This is a genomic window from Stenotrophomonas sp. STEN008 (genome assembly GCF_056760435.1).
On record NZ_JBRRET010000003.1, the window covers coordinates 61,763 to 79,401 of the forward strand.

The 17,639-nt window shown below is 67.5% G+C and carries 17 protein-coding genes; 4 read left to right on the forward strand and 13 right to left on the reverse strand.

What is annotated here, in order from left to right; genetic code table 11:
* The first annotated feature begins 98 nt into the window (after positions 1-98).
* Entirely contained in the window at positions 99-1,379 is a 1,281-nt protein-coding gene (locus ACVOME_RS02295) for an MFS transporter (RefSeq protein WP_481504677.1), read from the forward strand.
* Positions 1,380-1,383: 4 nt separating this feature from the next.
* Here the strand turns inward: ACVOME_RS02295 and ACVOME_RS02300 are convergent, their stop codons facing one another.
* Positions 1,384-2,331 carry a nucleoside hydrolase gene (locus tag ACVOME_RS02300; protein WP_065174581.1) on the reverse strand — a complete coding sequence of 316 codons (948 nt, stop codon included), beginning with the start codon at positions 2,329-2,331 and terminating at the stop codon, positions 1,384-1,386.
* A 152-nt stretch (positions 2,332-2,483) separates the two neighbouring features.
* Between ACVOME_RS02300 and ACVOME_RS02305 the strand changes: the two genes are divergently transcribed.
* A complete protein-coding gene (locus tag ACVOME_RS02305; RefSeq protein WP_065174582.1) occupies positions 2,484-2,780 on the forward strand; it encodes a hypothetical protein in 297 nt (98 codons plus the stop codon).
* A gap of 65 nt (positions 2,781-2,845) precedes the next feature.
* Here the strand turns inward: ACVOME_RS02305 and ACVOME_RS02310 are convergent, their stop codons facing one another.
* The 11 genes from ACVOME_RS02310 to mqo form a co-directional block, all read right to left on the reverse strand.
* Complete coding sequence (locus ACVOME_RS02310) at positions 2,846-3,565, reverse strand: GntR family transcriptional regulator (protein WP_065174583.1); 720 nt, start codon at positions 3,563-3,565, stop codon at positions 2,846-2,848.
* A gap of 59 nt (positions 3,566-3,624) precedes the next feature.
* Positions 3,625-4,980 (reverse strand): SLC13 family permease, encoded by a 1,356-nt coding sequence (locus ACVOME_RS02315; RefSeq protein ID WP_053516216.1) that lies wholly within the window; start codon positions 4,978-4,980, stop codon positions 3,625-3,627.
* 106 nt (positions 4,981-5,086) lie between these two features.
* Positions 5,087-6,007 carry an acyltransferase domain-containing protein gene (locus ACVOME_RS02320; RefSeq protein ID WP_481504678.1) on the reverse strand — a complete coding sequence of 307 codons (921 nt, stop codon included), beginning with the start codon at positions 6,005-6,007 and terminating at the stop codon, positions 5,087-5,089.
* Positions 6,004-6,861, reverse strand: a complete 858-nt coding sequence (gene mdcB / locus ACVOME_RS02325; protein ID WP_262100219.1) for a triphosphoribosyl-dephospho-CoA synthase MdcB — start codon at positions 6,859-6,861, stop codon at positions 6,004-6,006. The genes ACVOME_RS02320 and mdcB overlap by 4 nt, the downstream gene beginning before the upstream one ends.
* Positions 6,858-7,499 (reverse strand): malonate decarboxylase holo-[acyl-carrier-protein] synthase, encoded by a 642-nt coding sequence (gene mdcG / locus ACVOME_RS02330; protein ID WP_459062748.1) that lies wholly within the window; start codon positions 7,497-7,499, stop codon positions 6,858-6,860. The genes mdcB and mdcG overlap by 4 nt, the downstream gene beginning before the upstream one ends.
* The gene (gene mdcE, locus ACVOME_RS02335; RefSeq protein ID WP_459062749.1) at positions 7,492-8,202 is read right to left on the reverse strand and encodes a biotin-independent malonate decarboxylase subunit gamma; all 711 of its coding nucleotides are present in this window, start codon (positions 8,200-8,202) and stop codon (positions 7,492-7,494) included. Before mdcE ends, mdcG begins: the two co-directional genes overlap by 8 nt.
* Positions 8,199-9,107, reverse strand: coding sequence for a biotin-independent malonate decarboxylase subunit beta (locus ACVOME_RS02340; protein ID WP_053516203.1), 909 nt, complete (start codon positions 9,105-9,107; stop codon positions 8,199-8,201). Before ACVOME_RS02340 ends, mdcE begins: the two co-directional genes overlap by 4 nt.
* Positions 9,104-9,424, reverse strand: a complete 321-nt coding sequence (gene mdcC, locus ACVOME_RS02345; protein ID WP_053516201.1) for a malonate decarboxylase acyl carrier protein — start codon at positions 9,422-9,424, stop codon at positions 9,104-9,106. The genes ACVOME_RS02340 and mdcC overlap by 4 nt, the downstream gene beginning before the upstream one ends.
* Before the next feature lie 10 nt (positions 9,425-9,434).
* Positions 9,435-11,078 (reverse strand): malonate decarboxylase subunit alpha, encoded by a 1,644-nt coding sequence (gene mdcA, locus ACVOME_RS02350; RefSeq protein WP_065174588.1) that lies wholly within the window; start codon positions 11,076-11,078, stop codon positions 9,435-9,437.
* A gap of 131 nt (positions 11,079-11,209) precedes the next feature.
* Positions 11,210-13,399 (reverse strand): TonB-dependent siderophore receptor, encoded by a 2,190-nt coding sequence (locus ACVOME_RS02355; protein ID WP_283218922.1) that lies wholly within the window; start codon positions 13,397-13,399, stop codon positions 11,210-11,212.
* 266 nt (positions 13,400-13,665) lie between these two features.
* The gene (gene mqo / locus ACVOME_RS02360; RefSeq protein ID WP_283218921.1) at positions 13,666-15,357 is read right to left on the reverse strand and encodes a malate dehydrogenase (quinone); all 1,692 of its coding nucleotides are present in this window, start codon (positions 15,355-15,357) and stop codon (positions 13,666-13,668) included.
* 214 nt (positions 15,358-15,571) lie between these two features.
* Between mqo and ACVOME_RS02365 the strand changes: the two genes are divergently transcribed.
* Together ACVOME_RS02365 and ACVOME_RS02370 are read left to right on the forward strand one after the other, a co-directional pair.
* Complete coding sequence (locus ACVOME_RS02365) at positions 15,572-16,687, forward strand: PAAR domain-containing protein (RefSeq protein WP_080375221.1); 1,116 nt, start codon at positions 15,572-15,574, stop codon at positions 16,685-16,687.
* A gap of 65 nt (positions 16,688-16,752) precedes the next feature.
* Positions 16,753-17,160 carry a hypothetical protein gene (locus ACVOME_RS02370; RefSeq protein ID WP_164151800.1) on the forward strand — a complete coding sequence of 136 codons (408 nt, stop codon included), beginning with the start codon at positions 16,753-16,755 and terminating at the stop codon, positions 17,158-17,160.
* A gap of 27 nt (positions 17,161-17,187) precedes the next feature.
* Here ACVOME_RS02370 and ACVOME_RS02375 read toward each other — a convergent pair whose 3' ends face one another.
* Positions 17,188-17,634: a GNAT family N-acetyltransferase gene (locus ACVOME_RS02375; RefSeq protein ID WP_065182375.1), complete on the reverse strand. Its 447-nt coding sequence runs from the start codon at positions 17,632-17,634 to the stop codon at positions 17,188-17,190.
* Positions 17,635-17,639 lie beyond the last annotated feature (5 nt).

The window sequence follows — 17,639 nt, forward strand, 5'->3', positions numbered from 1 at the left end:
CCCGTCGTGCAGCGGATCCACCGTGCCGTCACCCGCGTGGTGGCACCCTGCGTGCAGACCGCAGACAGGGAAACGACGGTGCCGAAGGCGAACAGGCGATGAGTGCGACACAGCAGCGCTCGATGTGGGTCGCCGGCCTGTCCACCGTGGTGGAGTGGTACGACTTTACCCTGTACCTCTATTTCGCCACGGTGCTGTCGCGGGTGTTTTTCGGCGGCGGCGAACAGGCGATGCTGGTCACCCTTGCGGGATTTGCCGTGTCCTACCTGATGCGCCCACTCGGCGCGCTGTGCTTCGGTCACCTCGGCGACCGCTTGGGGCGGCGCTGGATGCTGCTGGCCTCGATGGCGCTGATGGCTTCAGCCATGCTGGCCACCGCGCTGCTGCCTACCGCCGCGACGGCGGGCACGACGGCGGGTGTGCTGCTGCTGGTGCTGCGGTGCGTGATGGCATTTTCGGTGGGCGGTGAATACACGGGCGTAGTCGCCTATCTGCTGGAAAGCGCTCCGGCACGCCGGCGTGGACTGGTGACCTCGTTGGCCTCGGCGGCCAGCGAAGTGGGCGCGCTGCTGGCGGTGGCGATCTCCGCACTGACGGTCGCGCTGCTGCCGCAGGTACAACTGGACAGCTGGGGATGGCGCATTCCGTTCTTCGTCGGTGCTGCACTGGCGCTGGTCATCCTGATCGCGCGTTCGGGCATGCATGAATCGCCGGAGTTCGAGCGGCAGCGTCGCGAGGGCAGCATTCCTGCCACGCCGCTGCGCCACGTGCTGCGCCACCATCCGCAGGCGGTAGCGCGTACCTTCGCCATTTCCGCGCTGGGCTCGATCACCTACTACGTCGGCATCACCTATGTGCCCGCGTTCCTGCACGCACAGGGGCACGACGAGGGCGATGCCCTGTGGCTGTCGACGATCGCGGCGGTGGCCGTGATCGCCATCACTCCCTTGTGCGGTGCGTTGTCCGATCGCTTCGGCCGGCGCCCGCTGCTGTTGGGCCTGACGGTACTGGCGGCGTTGCTGCCGCTGTCGTTGTTCGGCTGGATGGCGCATACCACGCCGTTGGGTATCGCCGTGGCTGCGGTGCTGCTGGCCTGCGTGGCCGGTGGCGTGAGCGCGGTCGCGGCACCGGCCACGGCCGAGCAGTTTCCGGGCGAGGGCCGGGTAAGCGGGCTGGCACTGGGCGTGACCATGGCCACGGCGGTCTTCGGCGGTGCGACACCGTGGCTGGCGCAGTGGTGGGTGGAGCGCAGCGGCTGGGCGGCGGCACCGGGCGCGATGATCGCGCTGGTCGCATTGCTGGTGTTGCCGGTGCTGTGGACGCTGCCGGAAACGGCATCGACGCGGAAGACCCGCCCTGGCAAGCAGGGCGGATCCTAGCCGGTCACACCTTCAGCGTCTGCTCGATGTCGGCCAGCACGGCGGCGGCATCCACGCCAATGGCAATCGACTGCACCACGTGGCCGTCCCATACGCTGGGGCCGAATGCCAGGCCTTCAGGCTTGGGAATGGTCATGCCACGGGCGACGCCGTCGGTGGCCACGCGCACGCTTGCGCGCTCGAAGCGGAACAGCTCCGGGCGGGTGAGCGCGATGCAGGCGCAGCAATCGTGCACGACCATGCCCTTGTGGCCGGCCTGCAGGTAGAAGTCCACGTAATCCTGCGACAGCGCACGCACCAGTTCAGCATCGGCACCCCCGACCGCAGCCAGTTTGTCCAGGCCGTCACGGTCCATCTCGACGCGGGTGGTCACGTCCAGGCCGATCGCGGTGACCGGCCACTGTGCGGTGAACACCACGTCGGCGGCTTCCGCATCGCCCCAGATATTGGCCTCGGCGGCCGGGGTGATGTTGCCGTTGACGTGGAAGGCGCCCCCCATGATGACCACGCCACGCACCAGGCCGGCGATCTCCGGTGCCTGCTGCAGGGCCAGGGCCAGGTTGGTCATGCGGCCGACCGCGACCAGCGTGACCTCGCCTGGATGGGCCCGCACCAGATCGATGATCAACTGGTGCGCAGGACGAGCGTCGGCGGTCACGTCCAGCTGTGCAGGTACCGGGTGATTGCCCAGGCCATTGTGGCCGTGGATGTGCACCGGCCAGGCTTCCGGAGTGGCATCGGGCTGCAGGGGACCCGCGGCGCCACGCGCGACCGGCGCAGTCAGCGCCCAGGCCTGCTTCAGGTACAGCGCGTTGTGGGTGGTGGACTCCACCGAGGCGTTGCCGAAGGTGGTGGTAACGCCGATCAGGTCGATCTGCGGATGCTTGTGCAGGTACAGCAGGGCCAGGGCGTCGTCGACGCCCGGGTCGGTATCGAAAATGACTTTCAGCATGTTGTTGTTCTTCTTCTTCCGTGTGGTGCGGGGGGCCCGGCGGCCAGGAGGCAGGCCGGCGCGCGCTACATTGTCCCATCTTCATGACAGGCAGGGCCATTGGCGGGGCGGCGGGCCATAATGGCGTCGATATCCATGCCGGGAGACGCCTGGTGCTGATCGTGACCCTTCTGCTGGTCCTGCTGGTGCTGGGCCTGAATCTGCTGGCGAGCTGGGTGATTCTGCGTCGGCAGGAATTGTCGTCGGGCAACCGGGCCGCGCAGGTGCTGGTGATCTGGCTGCTGCCGCTGATCGGCGCCGTCGTCTGCCTGCTGGTGGCAGCCGCCGAGGGCCCGCTCGGACTGCAGGCACGCAGCCAGGACGGCGCGATCTGGGCCAGCGATGGCGCCCACGAGGGCAATGCCCCCTCTGCGGACTGTGGCAGCGACGGCGGCAGCTGCGGCGATTGACGCCACAGGAACAGGGTCAGCCACCGCCCGCAATGCGGGCCACGCCCGGCGGGGCGACAGCTCGCTCAGGCACCGCCTTCGGTCGGCAGCGGCGCCGGTACGTTCAGCAGGCCCCCGGCCGCCACGTAGGCGGCCAGTGCCTGGCCCTGGCTGAGCAGGTGCCGTTCCATCGTGCGCTCTGCCGCGTCGGCATCACGGCGACGGAAGCACTCCATCAGCTCGCGGTGCTCGGCCAGCGACTGCGCAGTGCGTCCGGGCGTCAGCAGCTGCCGGCCGCGATGCATCTTCAGGATGCGGTGCAGGTCGTGGGTGATGCGGATCAGCCACGGATTGCCGGCATAGTGCTGCACGGTTTCGTGGATGAGGTAGTTGTTGCGGTAATACTCGGCGATGTTGCCGTCAGCCGCCGCCGCTTCCATCGCGGCATGCAGGGATTCCAGCTGGGCCACGCCCGCATCATCGATATGCCTGACCGCCTCATGCGCGCAGCGGCCCTCCAGCATGGCCATCACCGGGAACAGCTGGTTGAGGTCCTCCAGCGTCAGCCGGGTTACCCGGCTGCCGCGCCCGGCGTCGATCTGCACCAGGCCTTCGGCTGCCAGCAGCTTCAGCGCCTCGCGCAGTGGGGTGCGGCTGATGCCCAGTTCACTGCACAGCGCAGGCTCGTCGATCCATTCGCCGGGGGGCAGGCGATAGTCATAGATGCGCTCACGCACATGTTCGGCGACCTCCTCGTACAGAGGGGCGCGCTTCTTCGGGGACCGTGGAGCAGGGGCGATGGCCATTGGCAGAGTGTACCCGCTGGCGGTAGTGCCGGCCGTCAGCCGGCACGACCGGTCATCGCCTACATCCAGCCCGGCACCACGAACACCAGCCAGGCCAGCAGCGGCCCCAATGCCACCACCAGGCCGCTGTAGACCAGGAAGCGGCGGAACAGCGTCTCGCGTTCTTCCTTCGCCGCCGATGCCACGACCAGTGCACCGTTGGTGGAGAAGGGGCTGACATCGACGATGGTGGACGACACTGCCAGTGCGCAGATCACGCCGGCTGCACCCAGGTGCCCCTGCATCAGGAACGGCACCGCCAGTGGAATCGTTGCGCCGAGCACCGCCGCGGACGATGCGAATGCGGAGACGATACCGCCGACGTAGCACACCAGCAGAGCGCCCAGCAGCGGAATGCCGATGTTGGAGACCCCGTTGCCGATGAAGTCGACCGCGCCCGCATGCTCCAGCACGCCGATATAGGTCACCACGCCACAGATCAACAGAACGGTCGACCAGCTGATGCCATCCACCGCACCCTTCTGGCTCTGCGGCGAGAGCAGTGCCAGCGCCACTGCGACGGTGATCGACACCAGGCCGACGTTGAGGTTGTAGATCAGTGCCGCCACGCCCAGGCCGAGCAGGCCGACCAGGGTGAACAACCGCTCCCGGGTCAGACCCACTGCATCCAGCGCCGCCGGATCGTTGCTCAGGGTGCCGCCGCCGGCCGCCACCAGCGCGCCATGGCCTTCGATGGCGAACTGCCGCGACGACGCCTGCGGACCACCGGCCATTGCCAGTTCCGCACCGCCCGCGGTAATCGAGCCACGTCGCATCAGCGCGATGCCGCCGAAGGCGAGGAAGCAGATGATCGCCATCATGAAGTTGAAGCCGAGGCTGGTCAGGAACACTGCCATCTCGGTGACCTCCAGCCCGGCCTTCTGCACCACGCCATTGGTGATGCTGCCGTACACGCTGATCGGCGAGAAGCCGCCGGCCTGCGCACCGTGGATGACCAGCAGGCCCATCATCAACGGGTTGATGTTGTACTGCTTGGCGAAGCGCAGCGCGACCGGACCGATGATCGCCACCGCTGCCGGGCCGAGGGCGCCGAAGGCGGTCAGCACCGCGGTGACCACGAACATCACCCACGGAATGGCCACGATGTGGCCGCGCACCGCGCGTACCGCCCAGTGCACCAGCAGGTCGATGGTGCCGTTCTTCTGCGCGATGGCGAACAGGTAGGTGATGCCGACCAGGGTCAGGAACAGATCGCCGGGAAAGCCGGCGAGGACTTCCTTGCCACCCATGCCGACCCAGACACCACCGATGATGAAGGCCAGTGCGAAGGCCACTGCGCCCATGTTGATCGGCAGTGCGGTGGCGACGATGAACATGATCACCAGACCGATGATCGTTGCGATTTGTGGACTCATGCGCCCTCCCAGACACGTGGCTCACGTACAGCGCGGATGGAGACCCGCCATCCCCGGGGTAAGGCGACGTACTGCAGTGTTGCGTGATACGTACTGCTCGAACCCGTTACTGCAGGCGCTGCAGCGCACTGCGGACCCATGCCGCAGCGCCATGCAGGCTCTGGAACTCTTCCACCGCGCGGAACTCGCAGCAGGGATAGGACGGCGCGACCATGCGTGCGAGCGCATTGCCCGGGCCCAGCTGCAGGAACACCCGCGCACCGCGTTCGAAGGCCTGCCGCATCACCTGTGCCCACTCGATGGTCTGTGCCAGCTGTGCCGACAGGCTGTGCACCGCCGTTGCGGCATCGCGCACGGGCCGTGCATCGATGCCCGCCAGCAGCAGCAGGCGGGGTGCCCGCATGCCCGAGCGCTCCAGCGCGGCGGCGAAGGGCGCCACCGCAGCCGCCAGCAGGGGCGTGTGGGCAGCGACGTGGACCGGCAACGGACGCACCTGCGCACCGAGCGCGTGCGCCGCATCGGCCAGCGGCTGCAGGGTGTGCCGGATGCCTCCCACAATGAAGTGATCCTCGCCGTTGACGATGGCGATGTGGGTACCCTGCGCATCGCACAGCGCTTGCAACGTCGTACGATCCAGGCCCAGCACCGCCAGCATGCCGGCGCCTGCCGCGCTGGCACCGTCCATCAGATGCGCGCGCTGTGCCGACAGGGCCAGGCAGCTGCCAGCGTCGAAGGTGCCGGCAATGGCATGCGCCGCCAGTTCGCCGATGCTGTAGCCGGCCACCACGGTCGGCACCGGCAATGCATCGCGCAGGGCGTGCCACTGCGCCAGACTGGCCGCGCACAGCAGCGGTTGTGCCTGCGCATTGTCGAACCGGTCCTCGGCCGCAGCAGCGGTGAACACGTCGCGCTGCAGCACCTCGCTGGCGGCGAGCAGCACGCCATGCGCGGCGTCGTTGTCGCGCACGTGATCGAACATCGCAGCATGCTGCGTACCTTGTCCCGGACAGAGCAGGGCCAGCATCACGCCTGCTCCTGCAACAGCAGGAAGACGCTGCAGGCCAGCAGATCGGCGCTGCCACCCGGGCTGAGCCGGCGTGCGACGAAGGCATCGCCGATGTCCTGCAGGCGGGGTCGCCAGCCGGCGGCAAAGGCACCGCCGGCGTCGAGGAATCCGCGTGCCTGCTGCTGGGCCCAGCGCAGTCCGGCAACACCGCCCCGATGCAGCAGGTTCAGATCCTCGACCTCTGCGACCAGATGCATCAGGGTATGGGCCAGTGCAGCTTCGCGTGGCAGCCCTGCGCCCAGCGCATGGCGCAGTGCCGGCAGGGCCAGCCCACGCAGCAGGGGATATCCAGCGGCCGCCTGCTCGCGTACGCCGGGCACGCCGTGACGGGCGCGCGCGCGCTGCCCCGGACTGTTCACATCCAGGGGCGAGGTGGCGAAGGCGTCCGCCCATTGGCAGACCGCCTGGCATACCTGTTCACCTGTCGCGGCTCGGCCCAGACGCGTGCGGCACGAGGCTGACGCTGCCACCAGCAAGCCCAGGCTGAAGATCGCGCCGCGGTGGGTGTTGACGCCGCCGGTGGCGCGCAGCATCGCCGCTTCGGCGGCCAGGCCGTGGTCGCGCAGCCGATGGAACGGCGCTTCGGCGGCGCCATCGCGGGCAACCGCAGTGAAATAGTGGCGCAGGGCAAACAGGCTGCGCAGGAACGTACCGGCATCCATGTCGTCATGGCTGCCGCTGTCGAACGGCGTGACCAGGCCGGGCTTGGGCGCACAGGCCAGCTCGGCATGCAGCGCGGCGATCGCCATGCGGCCTAGGCGTGCACTGTCGGGCGCGGTGCTGCGGCCGGCAAGGCGCGGCGCGACGGCGTTCATGCGGCCACCCCGCTGCCCTCGAATAGACGGTGGCGTGCTTCCAGGGCTGCGCCGTCAAGGCGTTTGACCAGCAGTTGACGGCTGCTGCCGGCGTACTCGCGCCAGTTCACCGCAGCGCCACGGGCCAGGCACAGCTCGCCGTCGACCCGCTGCGGATGCTGCGCTTCCCACGCCCGCAGCCGAGTCACCAGCGCATCGGCCCGTGCCGCATCCGGGACCTCCCAGAGCAGGTCGATATCGGAACGGTCATGCACATAGGGCAGGCCAGTAACGTGCTGCCAGGCGAATGCGCCGAACACACGGGCCGGCGCGAGCGTGGCGAGAGCGTGCAACGGTGCCTGCCAGGCGGGGCATACGCCTGCCGCGAGGATGTCGCTCAGTGCCGGCGGCGCCTGCCGACGCTGTACATCCTGCAGCGGCACCCGCAGTGCAAGCCGCTGTTTGCCTTCGCCCGGTGGCAACGGCACACCCAGCCGCAGGCGGGAATCGGGGTCGTCTGCCGCGCGTCGCGCGACCATTGCCGGCAATCCCTGCGCGAACCATGCGGCGAGCCGCGGTTCCTGCGCAGCCACATCAGCCCGCCAGTCGGCGTGGGCCGACAACCAGACCAGCGTGTGGCGGGTCAGACGCTCAGGCATCGCCGTTGGCCACCGCGCCCGCGACGGCAGCCGCCTGCAGGCGGCCCCCCCGTTCGGCACCCAGTGCGGCACGGTGGTCGCCGTCGGCCGGCGCGCGCAGGGCATCCAGCAAGGCCTGCGCCAGCTCGCCCGACCACAGCGACCGTACCGCACCCATCGCCACGTAGTTTTCCACCCCGGGTGCGAACACCGGCGAAGTCAGGCTCAGCGCCTGCAGCTTTTCCAGCGGTTGCTTGGTTACGCGAGCCATCGCCCGCAGGTCCATCACCCGAACCTGGGCATCCGGCAGCGCATGGATCGTGTCCGCCATCAGGCCGAACGAGAGGAAGCCACCGCTGACCGACTCGCCATGGACCAGGGTCACCAGCCGTGCGCCGCGTCGCCGCGCGACGTCCAGGCATTGCGCGAGGTGGGCGAAGTAACCGTTGATGCCGAGCAGTTCGTCGCGGCGCGAAAGGCGTTGGCCTGCGGTATCCACCAGCATCACGATCGGTCGCTGCGGATGTGCGGCGGTGCTGGCCAGTACCGTTGTCGCCAGCACCAGCGCATGATCGACACCGACTTCCAGCTTGTCAGTGGTGCCGATGACCGTGACCTCGCCATCTTCGGTACTGGCGCTTCCCGTCAGCACGGAATCGTGCACGGTCACGTCGTGGCCGCGCGGGAACAGCGCGTCAAGCAGGGGCTGCAGCGGCGCGGTCATGGCAGTTTCCTGTGGGCGGTGGCGGCGAGGAACGCGTCGGTGTCCAGCAGCGGCAGGCGCTCGGGATCATCGATTCCCTGGCGTGCCCAGATCTCCAGACCATCGCGGCAGTCCCCCCAGGCCTCTGCCCGGGCCTGCAGGGCGGCATGTCGCTGCTGCAGCGCGGCCAGCGCGGCATCGGCGTCTGCGCTGGCGGCGTCTGGCTGCAGCGCCTCGAATGCGGCCTGGGCGAATGCATCGATGGCATCGGGAACCAGAACCTGCGCCTGGTCGATGAGGTAGCGGTGCTTGCCGCCTGTCACCCGCCATACGAGGGCACGGTCACGCGAGTCGAACTCCTCTACGCCGCGCACGGTCTCGATCACTTCCGGCCCGGACAGCGACAGTCGCCCTTCCTCGGACATGATCACCGTGGTGCAGCAGCGGGCGACGATGCCCATGCCGCCGAAGGCGCCGTTGCCGCTGCCGATGAGGGCCACCACCGGCACGCCGGTGGCGCGCGCGTCCAGGGTCGCGCGCATGATCTCGGAAATGGCGATCAGGCCCGCATTGGCTTCATGCAGGCGCACGCCGCCGGTGTCGAGCAGCAGCAGCACACCGTCGGGCCTGTGTTGCGCGGCCCGGCGCAGCAGGCCGGTCAGCTTGGCGCCATGCACTTCGCCGACACCGCCCCCCATGAATTCGCCCTGCTGTGCAGCAATCAGCACACGCCTGCCACGCAGCGAGGCTGCACCGACCACGATGCCATCGTCGAACGCGGCGGGTTGGTCCAGCTGTGCCAAGTGCGGGCTCATGGCGCGCCGGGCCGGCCCGAGATACTCGGTGAACGATCCGGCATCGACCAGCCCGGCGATACGGGCACGGGCATCGGCCTCGTGGTAGCTGCGTCGTGGCATCGGATTCATCGCGGTTCTCCGGCGAGCAGTGTCTCCACCGCCTGGTCCAGGCGCAGGCTGACCACCGCCGGGGTGGCACCGGCATCGTTGATCGATACGCGCACGTCGCGCAGCGGATGCCGCCGGGCGAAATCACCGATGACCGCCTGCCAGATGGTGCCGAAGCCCTGCGCGGCGGTGACGACATGTACGGTCATTGCGCCGTCCTGCGCGGCAGGTTCCAGCAGGACTTCCAGATTGCCGGACGCCAGCACGCCCACCAGCACTGCGTCGTGCGGGAACCGCACCGGGGTTCTTCCGTCGAATCGATAGTCGAGGGTTTCCATCGCGTGCCCCTTACCAGTTGCGGAAGCGCTTGGGCGGGTCGTAGAGACCGCCGGACCAGCGCACCAGGTCTTTCACCGAGCGCGCGGCCAGCAGGTCACGACTGGCGTCGCGCACCGAAATGCCGAGATCTTCCGGCCGCCGGATCACGCCCCGGTCGCGCAGGTTCTCCACCATCGCGCGATCGCGGCCCAGACCGACCGTGGTGTAACCGGCCACGCCGCGGATCGCCTGTTCGCGCTCCTCCGCGGTGCGGCACAGCAGCAGGTTGGCGATGCCTTCCTCGGTCAGCACATGGCTCACGTCATCGCCGTAGATCATCACCGGTGGCAGTGGCATGCCAGCGCGTTCGGCCAGCGCCCACGCATCGAGGCGGTCAACGAACGCGGGTGCCATGTGTTCGCGGAAGGTCTCCACCATCTGTACCACCAGCTTGCGCCCGCGTGGCATCTCGCCCGGGCGTGCGGCCTGCTGGCCGGCCTTGATCCAGGCGTCGCTGGCATGACGGCGGCCGCGCGCATCCGAGCCCATGTTCGGCGCGCCACCGAAGCCGGCGATGCGGTCGCGGGTGGCGGTGGAGCTGTTGCCCTGCAGGTCGACCTGCAGCGTCGAGCCGATGAACATGTCGCACGCATACAGGCCGGCGGTCTGCGAGAACGCGCGGTTGGAGCGCATCGAGCCATCGGCGCCGGTGAAGAACACATCACCGCGCGCGGCGATGTACTTCTCCATGCCCAGTTCCGAACCGAACGAGTGCACGGACTTCACGAAACCCGACTCGATCGCGGGAATCAGCGCCGGATGCGGATTGAGCGCCCAGTGCTGGCAGATCTTGCCCTTCAGGCCCAGCGATTCGGCATAGGTCGGCAGCAGCAGTTCGATCGCGGCCGTGTCGAAGCCGATGCCGTGATTGAGCCGGTTCACACCGTATTCGGCGTAGATGCCCTTGATCGCCATCATCGCCATCAGCACCTGGATCTCGGAGATCTGTGCCGGGTCGCGGGTGAACAGGGGTTCGATGTGGTTCGGGCGCGGTGCCTGCACGACGAAGTTGACCCAGTCGGCGGGGATATCGACGCGGGGGAGGGTGTCGACGATCTCGTTGACCTGGGCGATGACGATGCCCCCGCGGAAAGCGGTCGCCTCGACGATCACCGGCGTGTCTTCGGTGTTCGGCCCGGTGTAGAGGTTGCCGTCGCGGTCGGCGGCCTGCGCTGCGACCAGGGCCACGCGCGGCGTGAGGTCGATGAAGTAGCGGCCGAACAGTTCCAGGTAGGTGTGGATGGCCCCGATCTGGATCCGCCCTTCGGCCACCAGGTTGGCCAGTCGCACCGATTGCGGGCCTGAGAAGGAAAAGTCCAGCTTCGAGGCAATGCCCCGCTCGAACACGTCCAGATGCGAGGGCAGCGACAGCACCGACTGCACCATGTGCAGATCATGCACGCGGGCGGGGTCCAGCCCGGCAAGGCATTCGGCCAGGAAGTCGGCCTGCTTCTGGTTGTTGCCCTCGAGGCAGACCTTGTCGCCGGGTTCAAGCAGGGCGTGCAGCAGCTCGCCCACATCGTCGGCGGCCACTGCACGGCCTCTGCTCCAGGGCGCAGCCCGCTGCAGACGTGCCTGGCGGCTGCGTTCCAGCGTGTCCCAGCTCGGGTTCATCGACCGGCTTCCGATTGGCGTTGAGATAATTACGACATAATTACGGAAGGCGACGCAACCTGCAGCGCAGCAAAAAGAAGGGCCCGCCAATGGCGGGCCCATTCAGGTTGCAGGCTTTCAGCCGGTCGTTCTCAGAACTTCCAGCGCAGGCTGGCGGCGACGAAGCGCGGTTCGCCGTAGTTGTTGTAGTCCAGGTTCGCCCAGTAGGTCTTGTCCAGCGCGTTGCGCACGCTCAGCGTTGCCGTCCAGTTGTCGCTGATGCGGTAGTTGGCGTTGAACTGCACGAGCGTGTAGGCCGGCTGGTTCACGGTTACCGTGCCGCCCAGCGGGTAGGGGATGTTGTAGCCCTGCACCTTGCTCTGCCATTGCACGCCGGCGCCCAGGCTCAGGCGTTCCAGTGCACCGCGCAGGCGCACCTGCGTGTTGAGCTGCAGCAGGTCTTCGGGCGGGTTGGCGTACAGCAGGTCGGTGGCGGCGCGGGTCACTTTGACATGGGTGAAGCCGGCGTTGACCGTCCAGCCCGGCAGGATCTCGCCGTTGACGTCCATTTCCCAGCCACGCGACTTGGTGCCGTTGACGCCGATGTAGGCCGAGGTGCCATCGCTGAGCGAGCCTTCCGGCACTCCCATGTCGCGCACGGCATAGTTGTCCTGCTTGGCCTCGAACACAGCGGCGTTGGCGGTCAGTCGCCCATCGAACCACTGCGTCTTGATGCCCGCTTCCAGATTCGAGCCCTGCACCGGCGCCAGCAGGTTCTCGTTGCGGTCCTTGAAGTTCTGCGGGTTGAAGATCTCGGTGTAGCTGGCATAGACCGAGAACTGCGGCGTGACGTCGTAGACCAGTCCCACGTACGGGGTCACTTCATCACTGACCTTGTAGGCCCCGCTGGTCCCGGTATACGCACCGGCCACGCTGTAGGAGCGGCTGAGGGTTTCCCAGCGGCTCAGGCGCGCACCCGCGATCAGCGACAGCGGATCGGCCAGGCGCAGGCGCGCGGCCAGGTAGACGCCGCTCTGCGTGGTCTTCTGCACGCGGCGCGCGCCGGTACGGGTGTAGGTCACCTCGGGGATGTCGCCGTTCCAGTCGTACACGTTGGGGATGTAGTAGCAGCGTTCGCGGCCGCAGGTGGCCCAGTCGCGCGGGTAGTTCAGGGCAACAGTGTGGGTGGTGCCTTCCAGATCGGACCACTGGGCACCCAGGGTGACGTCATGCTCGCGGCCGAACAGCGGGAACGTGCCGGTCAGGTAGGCATCGATGTTGCGGCGGGTGTCCTCCGAGTCGCCAGCGGCAGTGCGCAGGTAGATGCCCGCACCGGTGGCCGGATCGGGATTGCCGGTGCCGTACAGGCGCATGTTCTGCACATTGCCACGGGTGTGGGCGGTGTTGATCTTCAGCAGCCAGTCCTCGCCGAAGCGCTGCTCCAGGTTGGCGAACACCGTGCTGGTCTCGCGCTGCCAGTAGCTCCATTTCGGTGCCAGGTTGGTCGAGCGCGGCAGGTGCGCGAAGTCGCCGCGGCTGTCGAAGAACGGCACGGTACCCCAGGTCGAACCGACCGGGTTGTTGTCCTGGGTCTGGTAGCCGAGGGTGACCGTGGTGCTGTCGGTCAGGTCGCCCTCCAGCACCGCCATGCCGGCCATCTTGTTCTCCTTGTAGCGGTCGTAATAGAAATCACGATCGGTATAGGCGGCGACCACGCGGCTGCGGAACCGGCCATCTGCGGTCAGCGGCGCGGTGACGTCGGCCTCCATGCGCCGGTAGTCCCAGCTGCCGGCGCTCACCGAGAACGAGGCGTCGAAGTCCTTGCCGGGGCGCTTGCGCAGCAGGTTGACCGTGGCCGAAGGCACCCCCGCGCCGCTGAGCAGGCCGTTGGCACCGCGGATCACTTCGATGCGGTCATAGAAGGCGGTGTCGTATTCCTGGTTGGTGGAGCCGCTGTAGGTCGGAATGCCATCGACCTGGAAGTCCGTGATGGCAAAGCCGCGGGCGTAGTACAGCGGGCGCTGGGTGTCATAGAAGGACACGCTGACGCCGGTGACGTTGCGCAGCACGTCGTTGATGCTGAACAGCGATTCGTCCTGCAGGCGCTGCAGGCTGATGGCCGTGGCCGACTGCGGCGTTTCCTGCAGGGTGATCGGCAGGCGGGTGCTGCTTGAGGGCGGCGCAGCCTGGTCGGCGCGTACGCTGACGCGGTCCAGGGTCTTGGCATCGGCTGCGGCATCGCCGGCGGCGAACGCTGACGGTGTCGACAGGGCCAGGGATGCGAGCAGCGCGGCCGGCAGCAGCGCGCGACGGAGCGGGCGGGTAGGGGAGTGCAGGGACATCTTGGTGGGCTCGATGCGGGAGAGTCGGAAGGGCGGCAACAGCCGGGCGGTACCCGGGGCGGCGGCTTCGGGCTGGGTCAGGTCCGTCTGGTGAGCGCGGGCGGTCCGCGCGAGGCGCAAATGTAAATCGTTCTTAACAACATTACAATTCGCCCGGGCTGGTCGATGCCTGGGACACGCACCGCGAGCCCCGGCAGAGCCGAGCTCCCTGAATGCGAACGGCCACCCGAAGGTGGCCGTCCGTAGGTGTCATCGAAGAACCGGGCTCAGAGCGCCTGCAGTTCCTCGTTGGCGTTGCGCTTTTCCTTGCCCGGCGCCGGCGTCGGCGCCGGCGGTGTGGCCGGTGCAGCCGTGGCATCGGCCGGCACTTCCAGGTAGGGCAGCTTCAGGGTCTGGCTGGTCATCGAACGGATCTCGTTGACCAGTGCCGCACTGTCGTTGAGCTTGCGCCCGTAGGAGGGCACGATCTCACGCAGGCGCGCTTCCCAGCCGGCCTTCATCTGCTCGGGGAAGGCCTTGGCCATCAGATCCAGCATGATCGGCGGCGACGTCGAGGCACCGGGCGAAGCGCCCAGCAGCGCAGCGATGGTGTGGTCCTTGTCGGTCACGATCTCGGTACCGAACTGCAGCACCGCACCCTTCAACGGGTCGCGCTTGATGATCTGCACGCGCTGGCCTGCGGTGACCAGCTTCCAGTCGCCCGGCTTGGCATTGGGGAAGTACTTGACCAGTTCGGCCTGGCGGTCGGCATCATTCAGCCGCGCCTGGCTCATCAGGTACTGCACCAGGTCCAGGTTGTCCTTGCCCACTTCCAGCATCGGCGCAACGTTGTTGTGGGTCACCGACGAGTACAGGTCCCACCACGAGCCGTGCTTGAGGAACTTGGTGCTGTACAGCGCGAACGGTCCGAACAGGACCACCGGCTTGCCGTCCAGCTTGCGCGCATCCAGGTGCGGCACCGACATCGGCGGCGAACCGGTCTCGGCCATGCCATAGGCCTTGACGCCATGGCGCGAGGTCACGTCCTGGCCCTGGAAGGCGAGGAACTGGCCGCCCACCGGGAAGCCGGCGTAGTCCTTTGACTCGGGAATGCCTGACATCTGCAGCAGCTTCAGCGCGGCGCCGCCGGCACCGATGAACACGAAGCGGGCGTGGGTGGTGCTCTCGGTGCCGGCCTTGAGGTCCTTCACCGTGACGTTCCAGCTCTTGTCCGCGTTCTGCCGCAGTGCCGAGACTTCGTGGTTCAGGTGCAGGCTGAAGTTCGGACTGCGCTGCAGGCCGGCGGTCAACTGGCGGGTGATCACGCCGAAGTTGACGTCGGTACCCAGTGGCATCCAGGTCGCAGCGACCTTCTGCTTCGGATCGCGGCCTTCCATCATCAGCGGAGCCCACTGCCGGATCTGTGCCGGGTCTTCCGAGTACTGCATGCCGTAGAACAGCGGGTTCTTCACCAGCGCCTGCTGGCGCTTATGCAGGTAGGCGATGTTGTCATCGCCCCAGACGAAGCTCATGTGCGGCGTGGGGTTGATGAAGTCGCTGGGCTCGCTGAGCCGGCCTTCCTTCACCTGGTGCGACCAGAACTGGCGCGAGACCTCGAACGATTCGGCGATGCCGACCGCACGCTTGGTCTCGATGCTGCCGTCGGGCAGTTCCGGGGTGTAGTTCAGCTCGGCGAATGCCGAGTGGCCGGTGCCGGCGTTGTTCCAGCCGTCGGAGCTTTCACCGGCGACGCCGTCGAGGCGTTCATAGACCTGGATGTTCCAGTCCGGCTGCAGTTCCTGCAGGTAGGTGGCCAGGGTGATGCTCATGATGCCGGCGCCGACCAGCACAACGTCGACAGGCTTGTCGTTGCTGGCGGCGGGTACGGAGCGCTGGGTCAGCGGCCAGTACAGGAACACGGCGGCAGCCAGCAGGAACAGCACGAGCAGGGCGAGCAGGGCCTTGCCAAATTTCTTCATGGGGGCGGGATCGTTGGCGGAGGGGAGGAGATCAGGATGCGCGCTGGGCAGGGGAAGGGCGTGAAGAAACAACGCCTTGCAGCATCCTTGCAGAGGATTCTACCCGGAACGGGTCCGGTTTTTGTGCAATGCATCATCCTGCCGGCGGTCGCTCCGGGGTAGACTTGTCGGCTGATTCCAGAACGACCACCGGCCACGGAGGGGCCGCGCAACGATGTCACGGATGCTGATCGTGGTGGGTGACGCCCTGCAGACGGGCGGTTCGGTCCTTACAGGTTCCCCGCATACCGATATCGAAGGGCGCGCCGTGGCGCGTGTCGGCGACCGTGTCATCTGTGCACGCCATGGTCCGGGTTCGATCGTTTCCGGCGATGCCACCCTGGTCATCGATGGCCAGCCGGTCGCCCGCGATGGCGATAGGGCCAGCTGCGGTTGCGCACTGGTATCGGGCAAGCAGCAGCGCGCCCACGTGGTGGCCGGCGGTGGAGGGCGCGCAGGTGCAGGCGCCGGAGTGGCGGCGATCGCAGCGATCGTCGCGCCGTTGTTGAAGCCGACCCTGCAGACACCCCCCTTCGCAGCGCCCGGCACCGCCGTGCGCGACGAGGACGCGCCGCAGTGCTGGGTGGCGGACCATGATGCGCAGATCGACCGTGACGTGGACGGGCGCTACTACGAAGCCTATGACGTCAATGGCGACAAGCATGACTATCCTTTCCAGGTCAGCTACCGCATCGATGTTCCGCTGCAGGCCCAGGGCGAGGTGGTGGTGTCGATCAAGGTGCAGGTGATGCCCAAGCCCGGCGTCACCGCTGCCGAGGTGGCGGCGGTCAAGGCGCGCATGGAGCGCGGCATCGATCAGTTCTGGAACGGCCGGTTCACGCTGGACGTCCATGATCCCGCGTGCGGCACCCGCAGCTTCCCGATCCGCTACGAGGTGCGGTGGGTGCAGGGCGGCAGCGACTACAGGCTGATCGTTCATCGCACCTATGACCGGGAGCAGGTGGAATTCCCGGATATCGATGTCTCCGTGTCGACCACGGCCTGGACCTTCGCCCACGAGTTCGCCCACACCCTGGGCGTGCCGGACGAGTATTCGTACAACGACCCGGACGAAGAGACCGTGCGTTACGTCCAGCCCGATGGCACTCTGGATCCGGAGGTGCTGGTTGCCGTTCCGGATTCCCGTGAGCTGACCGATCCGGCGGCGACCATCATGAATTCCGTGGACTGCGCGGTGACCCGGCCGCGTCATGCCTGGAACATCGCGCGGGAAGTACGTGAACTGCTGAGCCGGGAAATCGGCCGGGAGATAACATGCACCGTCAAGTGATTTCGTTGATTGCCACTTTTGCCGCTGCCGCAGCGCTGCCGGCCCACAGCAAGGAGCTTCCTCCCATGATCGAACTTCATGCGCGCTGCGTGGACGATGCCCAGTGCCGTTTCCGTGGCGACACCCTCAACGTCGAACTGGAACTGCGCAACAGCGGCAGCGAGCCTGTGTCGCTGCCACTGGAGTACATCCGCAGCCGTGGCCCGTCGGTCAGGGTGAAGGACAACCACTCCGAGAAGACCACGGCGTTGCGCAGCGGCATGGCCTCGGCCGCGCTGCGGCAGCAGATGCAGGAGCTGCGCGCGGGCCAGTCCCTGCGCATCGGTTTCCCGATCAAGCCGCAGGAGCTGACACGCTTCGCCCTGCGCCCGATGGATGTGACCCTGCAGTTCTCGATCAATCTGACGCCCGGTTCCACCGGCGCCGAGGCGCAGGTGGTCCAGGCGCAGCTGCACGTGGTCGACGTCGACTGACCGCAGCGGCCAGCACTCCGCTTGGGGTCAACGCAGTTCGAGAATCTCGTCGCCGGTTTCGTCGATCTCGCCCGTCGGGCACCAGCCGAGATGGCGGTAGAAGCCATGCGAGCGCGAGCGCGGGTCGGCCGAGCACGCAAGGAACAGCCGGTGGTGACCGGCATCCCGGGCCAGGCTGACCACATCCTGCAGCAGACGTCGGCCGATGCCCAGATTCTCGTACTCCGGCAGCAGGGCCAGAACCAGCACCTCGCCGCTTTCGCGGTCGGCAAACCCGTAGCCGGCCATGCGCTCGCCGTCGCAGGCGATGCGTCCGATGAAATCTCCGTTGCAGATGCCTTCGGCCCAGCTCTGCGTCGTGATGCCCAGCTCGGCCAGCTGCGCGGCACTGAAGGCATTCTCGCGGGTACGCCCGCGCAGGTCGATGCAGGCGGCGGCATCGTCGGGATGGGCATCGCGGTAACGGATGGTCATGGCAC

Bases quoted from the DNA above. Each gene is read 5' to 3' on its own strand.
- mdcC (WP_053516201.1), bottom strand. From the start codon at position 9,424: ATGGAAACCCTCGACTATCGATTCGACGGAAGAACCCCGGTGCGGTTC.
- mdcA (WP_065174588.1), bottom strand. From the start codon at position 11,078: ATGAACCCGAGCTGGGACACGCTGGAACGCAGCCGCCAGGCACGTCTG.
- mdcE (WP_459062749.1), bottom strand. From the start codon at position 8,202: ATGACCGCGCCGCTGCAGCCCCTGCTTGACGCGCTGTTCCCGCGCGGC.
- ACVOME_RS02355 (WP_283218922.1), bottom strand. From the start codon at position 13,399: ATGTCCCTGCACTCCCCTACCCGCCCGCTCCGTCGCGCGCTGCTGCCG.
- ACVOME_RS02295 (WP_481504677.1), top strand. From the start codon at position 99: ATGAGTGCGACACAGCAGCGCTCGATGTGGGTCGCCGGCCTGTCCACC.
- ACVOME_RS02370 (WP_164151800.1), top strand. From the start codon at position 16,753: ATGATCGAACTTCATGCGCGCTGCGTGGACGATGCCCAGTGCCGTTTC.
- ACVOME_RS02340 (WP_053516203.1), bottom strand. From the start codon at position 9,107: ATGAATCCGATGCCACGACGCAGCTACCACGAGGCCGATGCCCGTGCC.
- mqo (WP_283218921.1), bottom strand. From the start codon at position 15,357: ATGAAGAAATTTGGCAAGGCCCTGCTCGCCCTGCTCGTGCTGTTCCTG.
- ACVOME_RS02300 (WP_065174581.1), bottom strand. From the start codon at position 2,331: ATGCTGAAAGTCATTTTCGATACCGACCCGGGCGTCGACGACGCCCTG.
- ACVOME_RS02365 (WP_080375221.1), top strand. From the start codon at position 15,572: ATGTCACGGATGCTGATCGTGGTGGGTGACGCCCTGCAGACGGGCGGT.
- mdcG (WP_459062748.1), bottom strand. From the start codon at position 7,499: ATGCCTGAGCGTCTGACCCGCCACACGCTGGTCTGGTTGTCGGCCCAC.
- mdcB (WP_262100219.1), bottom strand. From the start codon at position 6,861: ATGAACGCCGTCGCGCCGCGCCTTGCCGGCCGCAGCACCGCGCCCGAC.
- ACVOME_RS02375 (WP_065182375.1), bottom strand. From the start codon at position 17,634: ATGACCATCCGTTACCGCGATGCCCATCCCGACGATGCCGCCGCCTGC.
- ACVOME_RS02310 (WP_065174583.1), bottom strand. From the start codon at position 3,565: ATGGCCATCGCCCCTGCTCCACGGTCCCCGAAGAAGCGCGCCCCTCTG.
- ACVOME_RS02315 (WP_053516216.1), bottom strand. From the start codon at position 4,980: ATGAGTCCACAAATCGCAACGATCATCGGTCTGGTGATCATGTTCATC.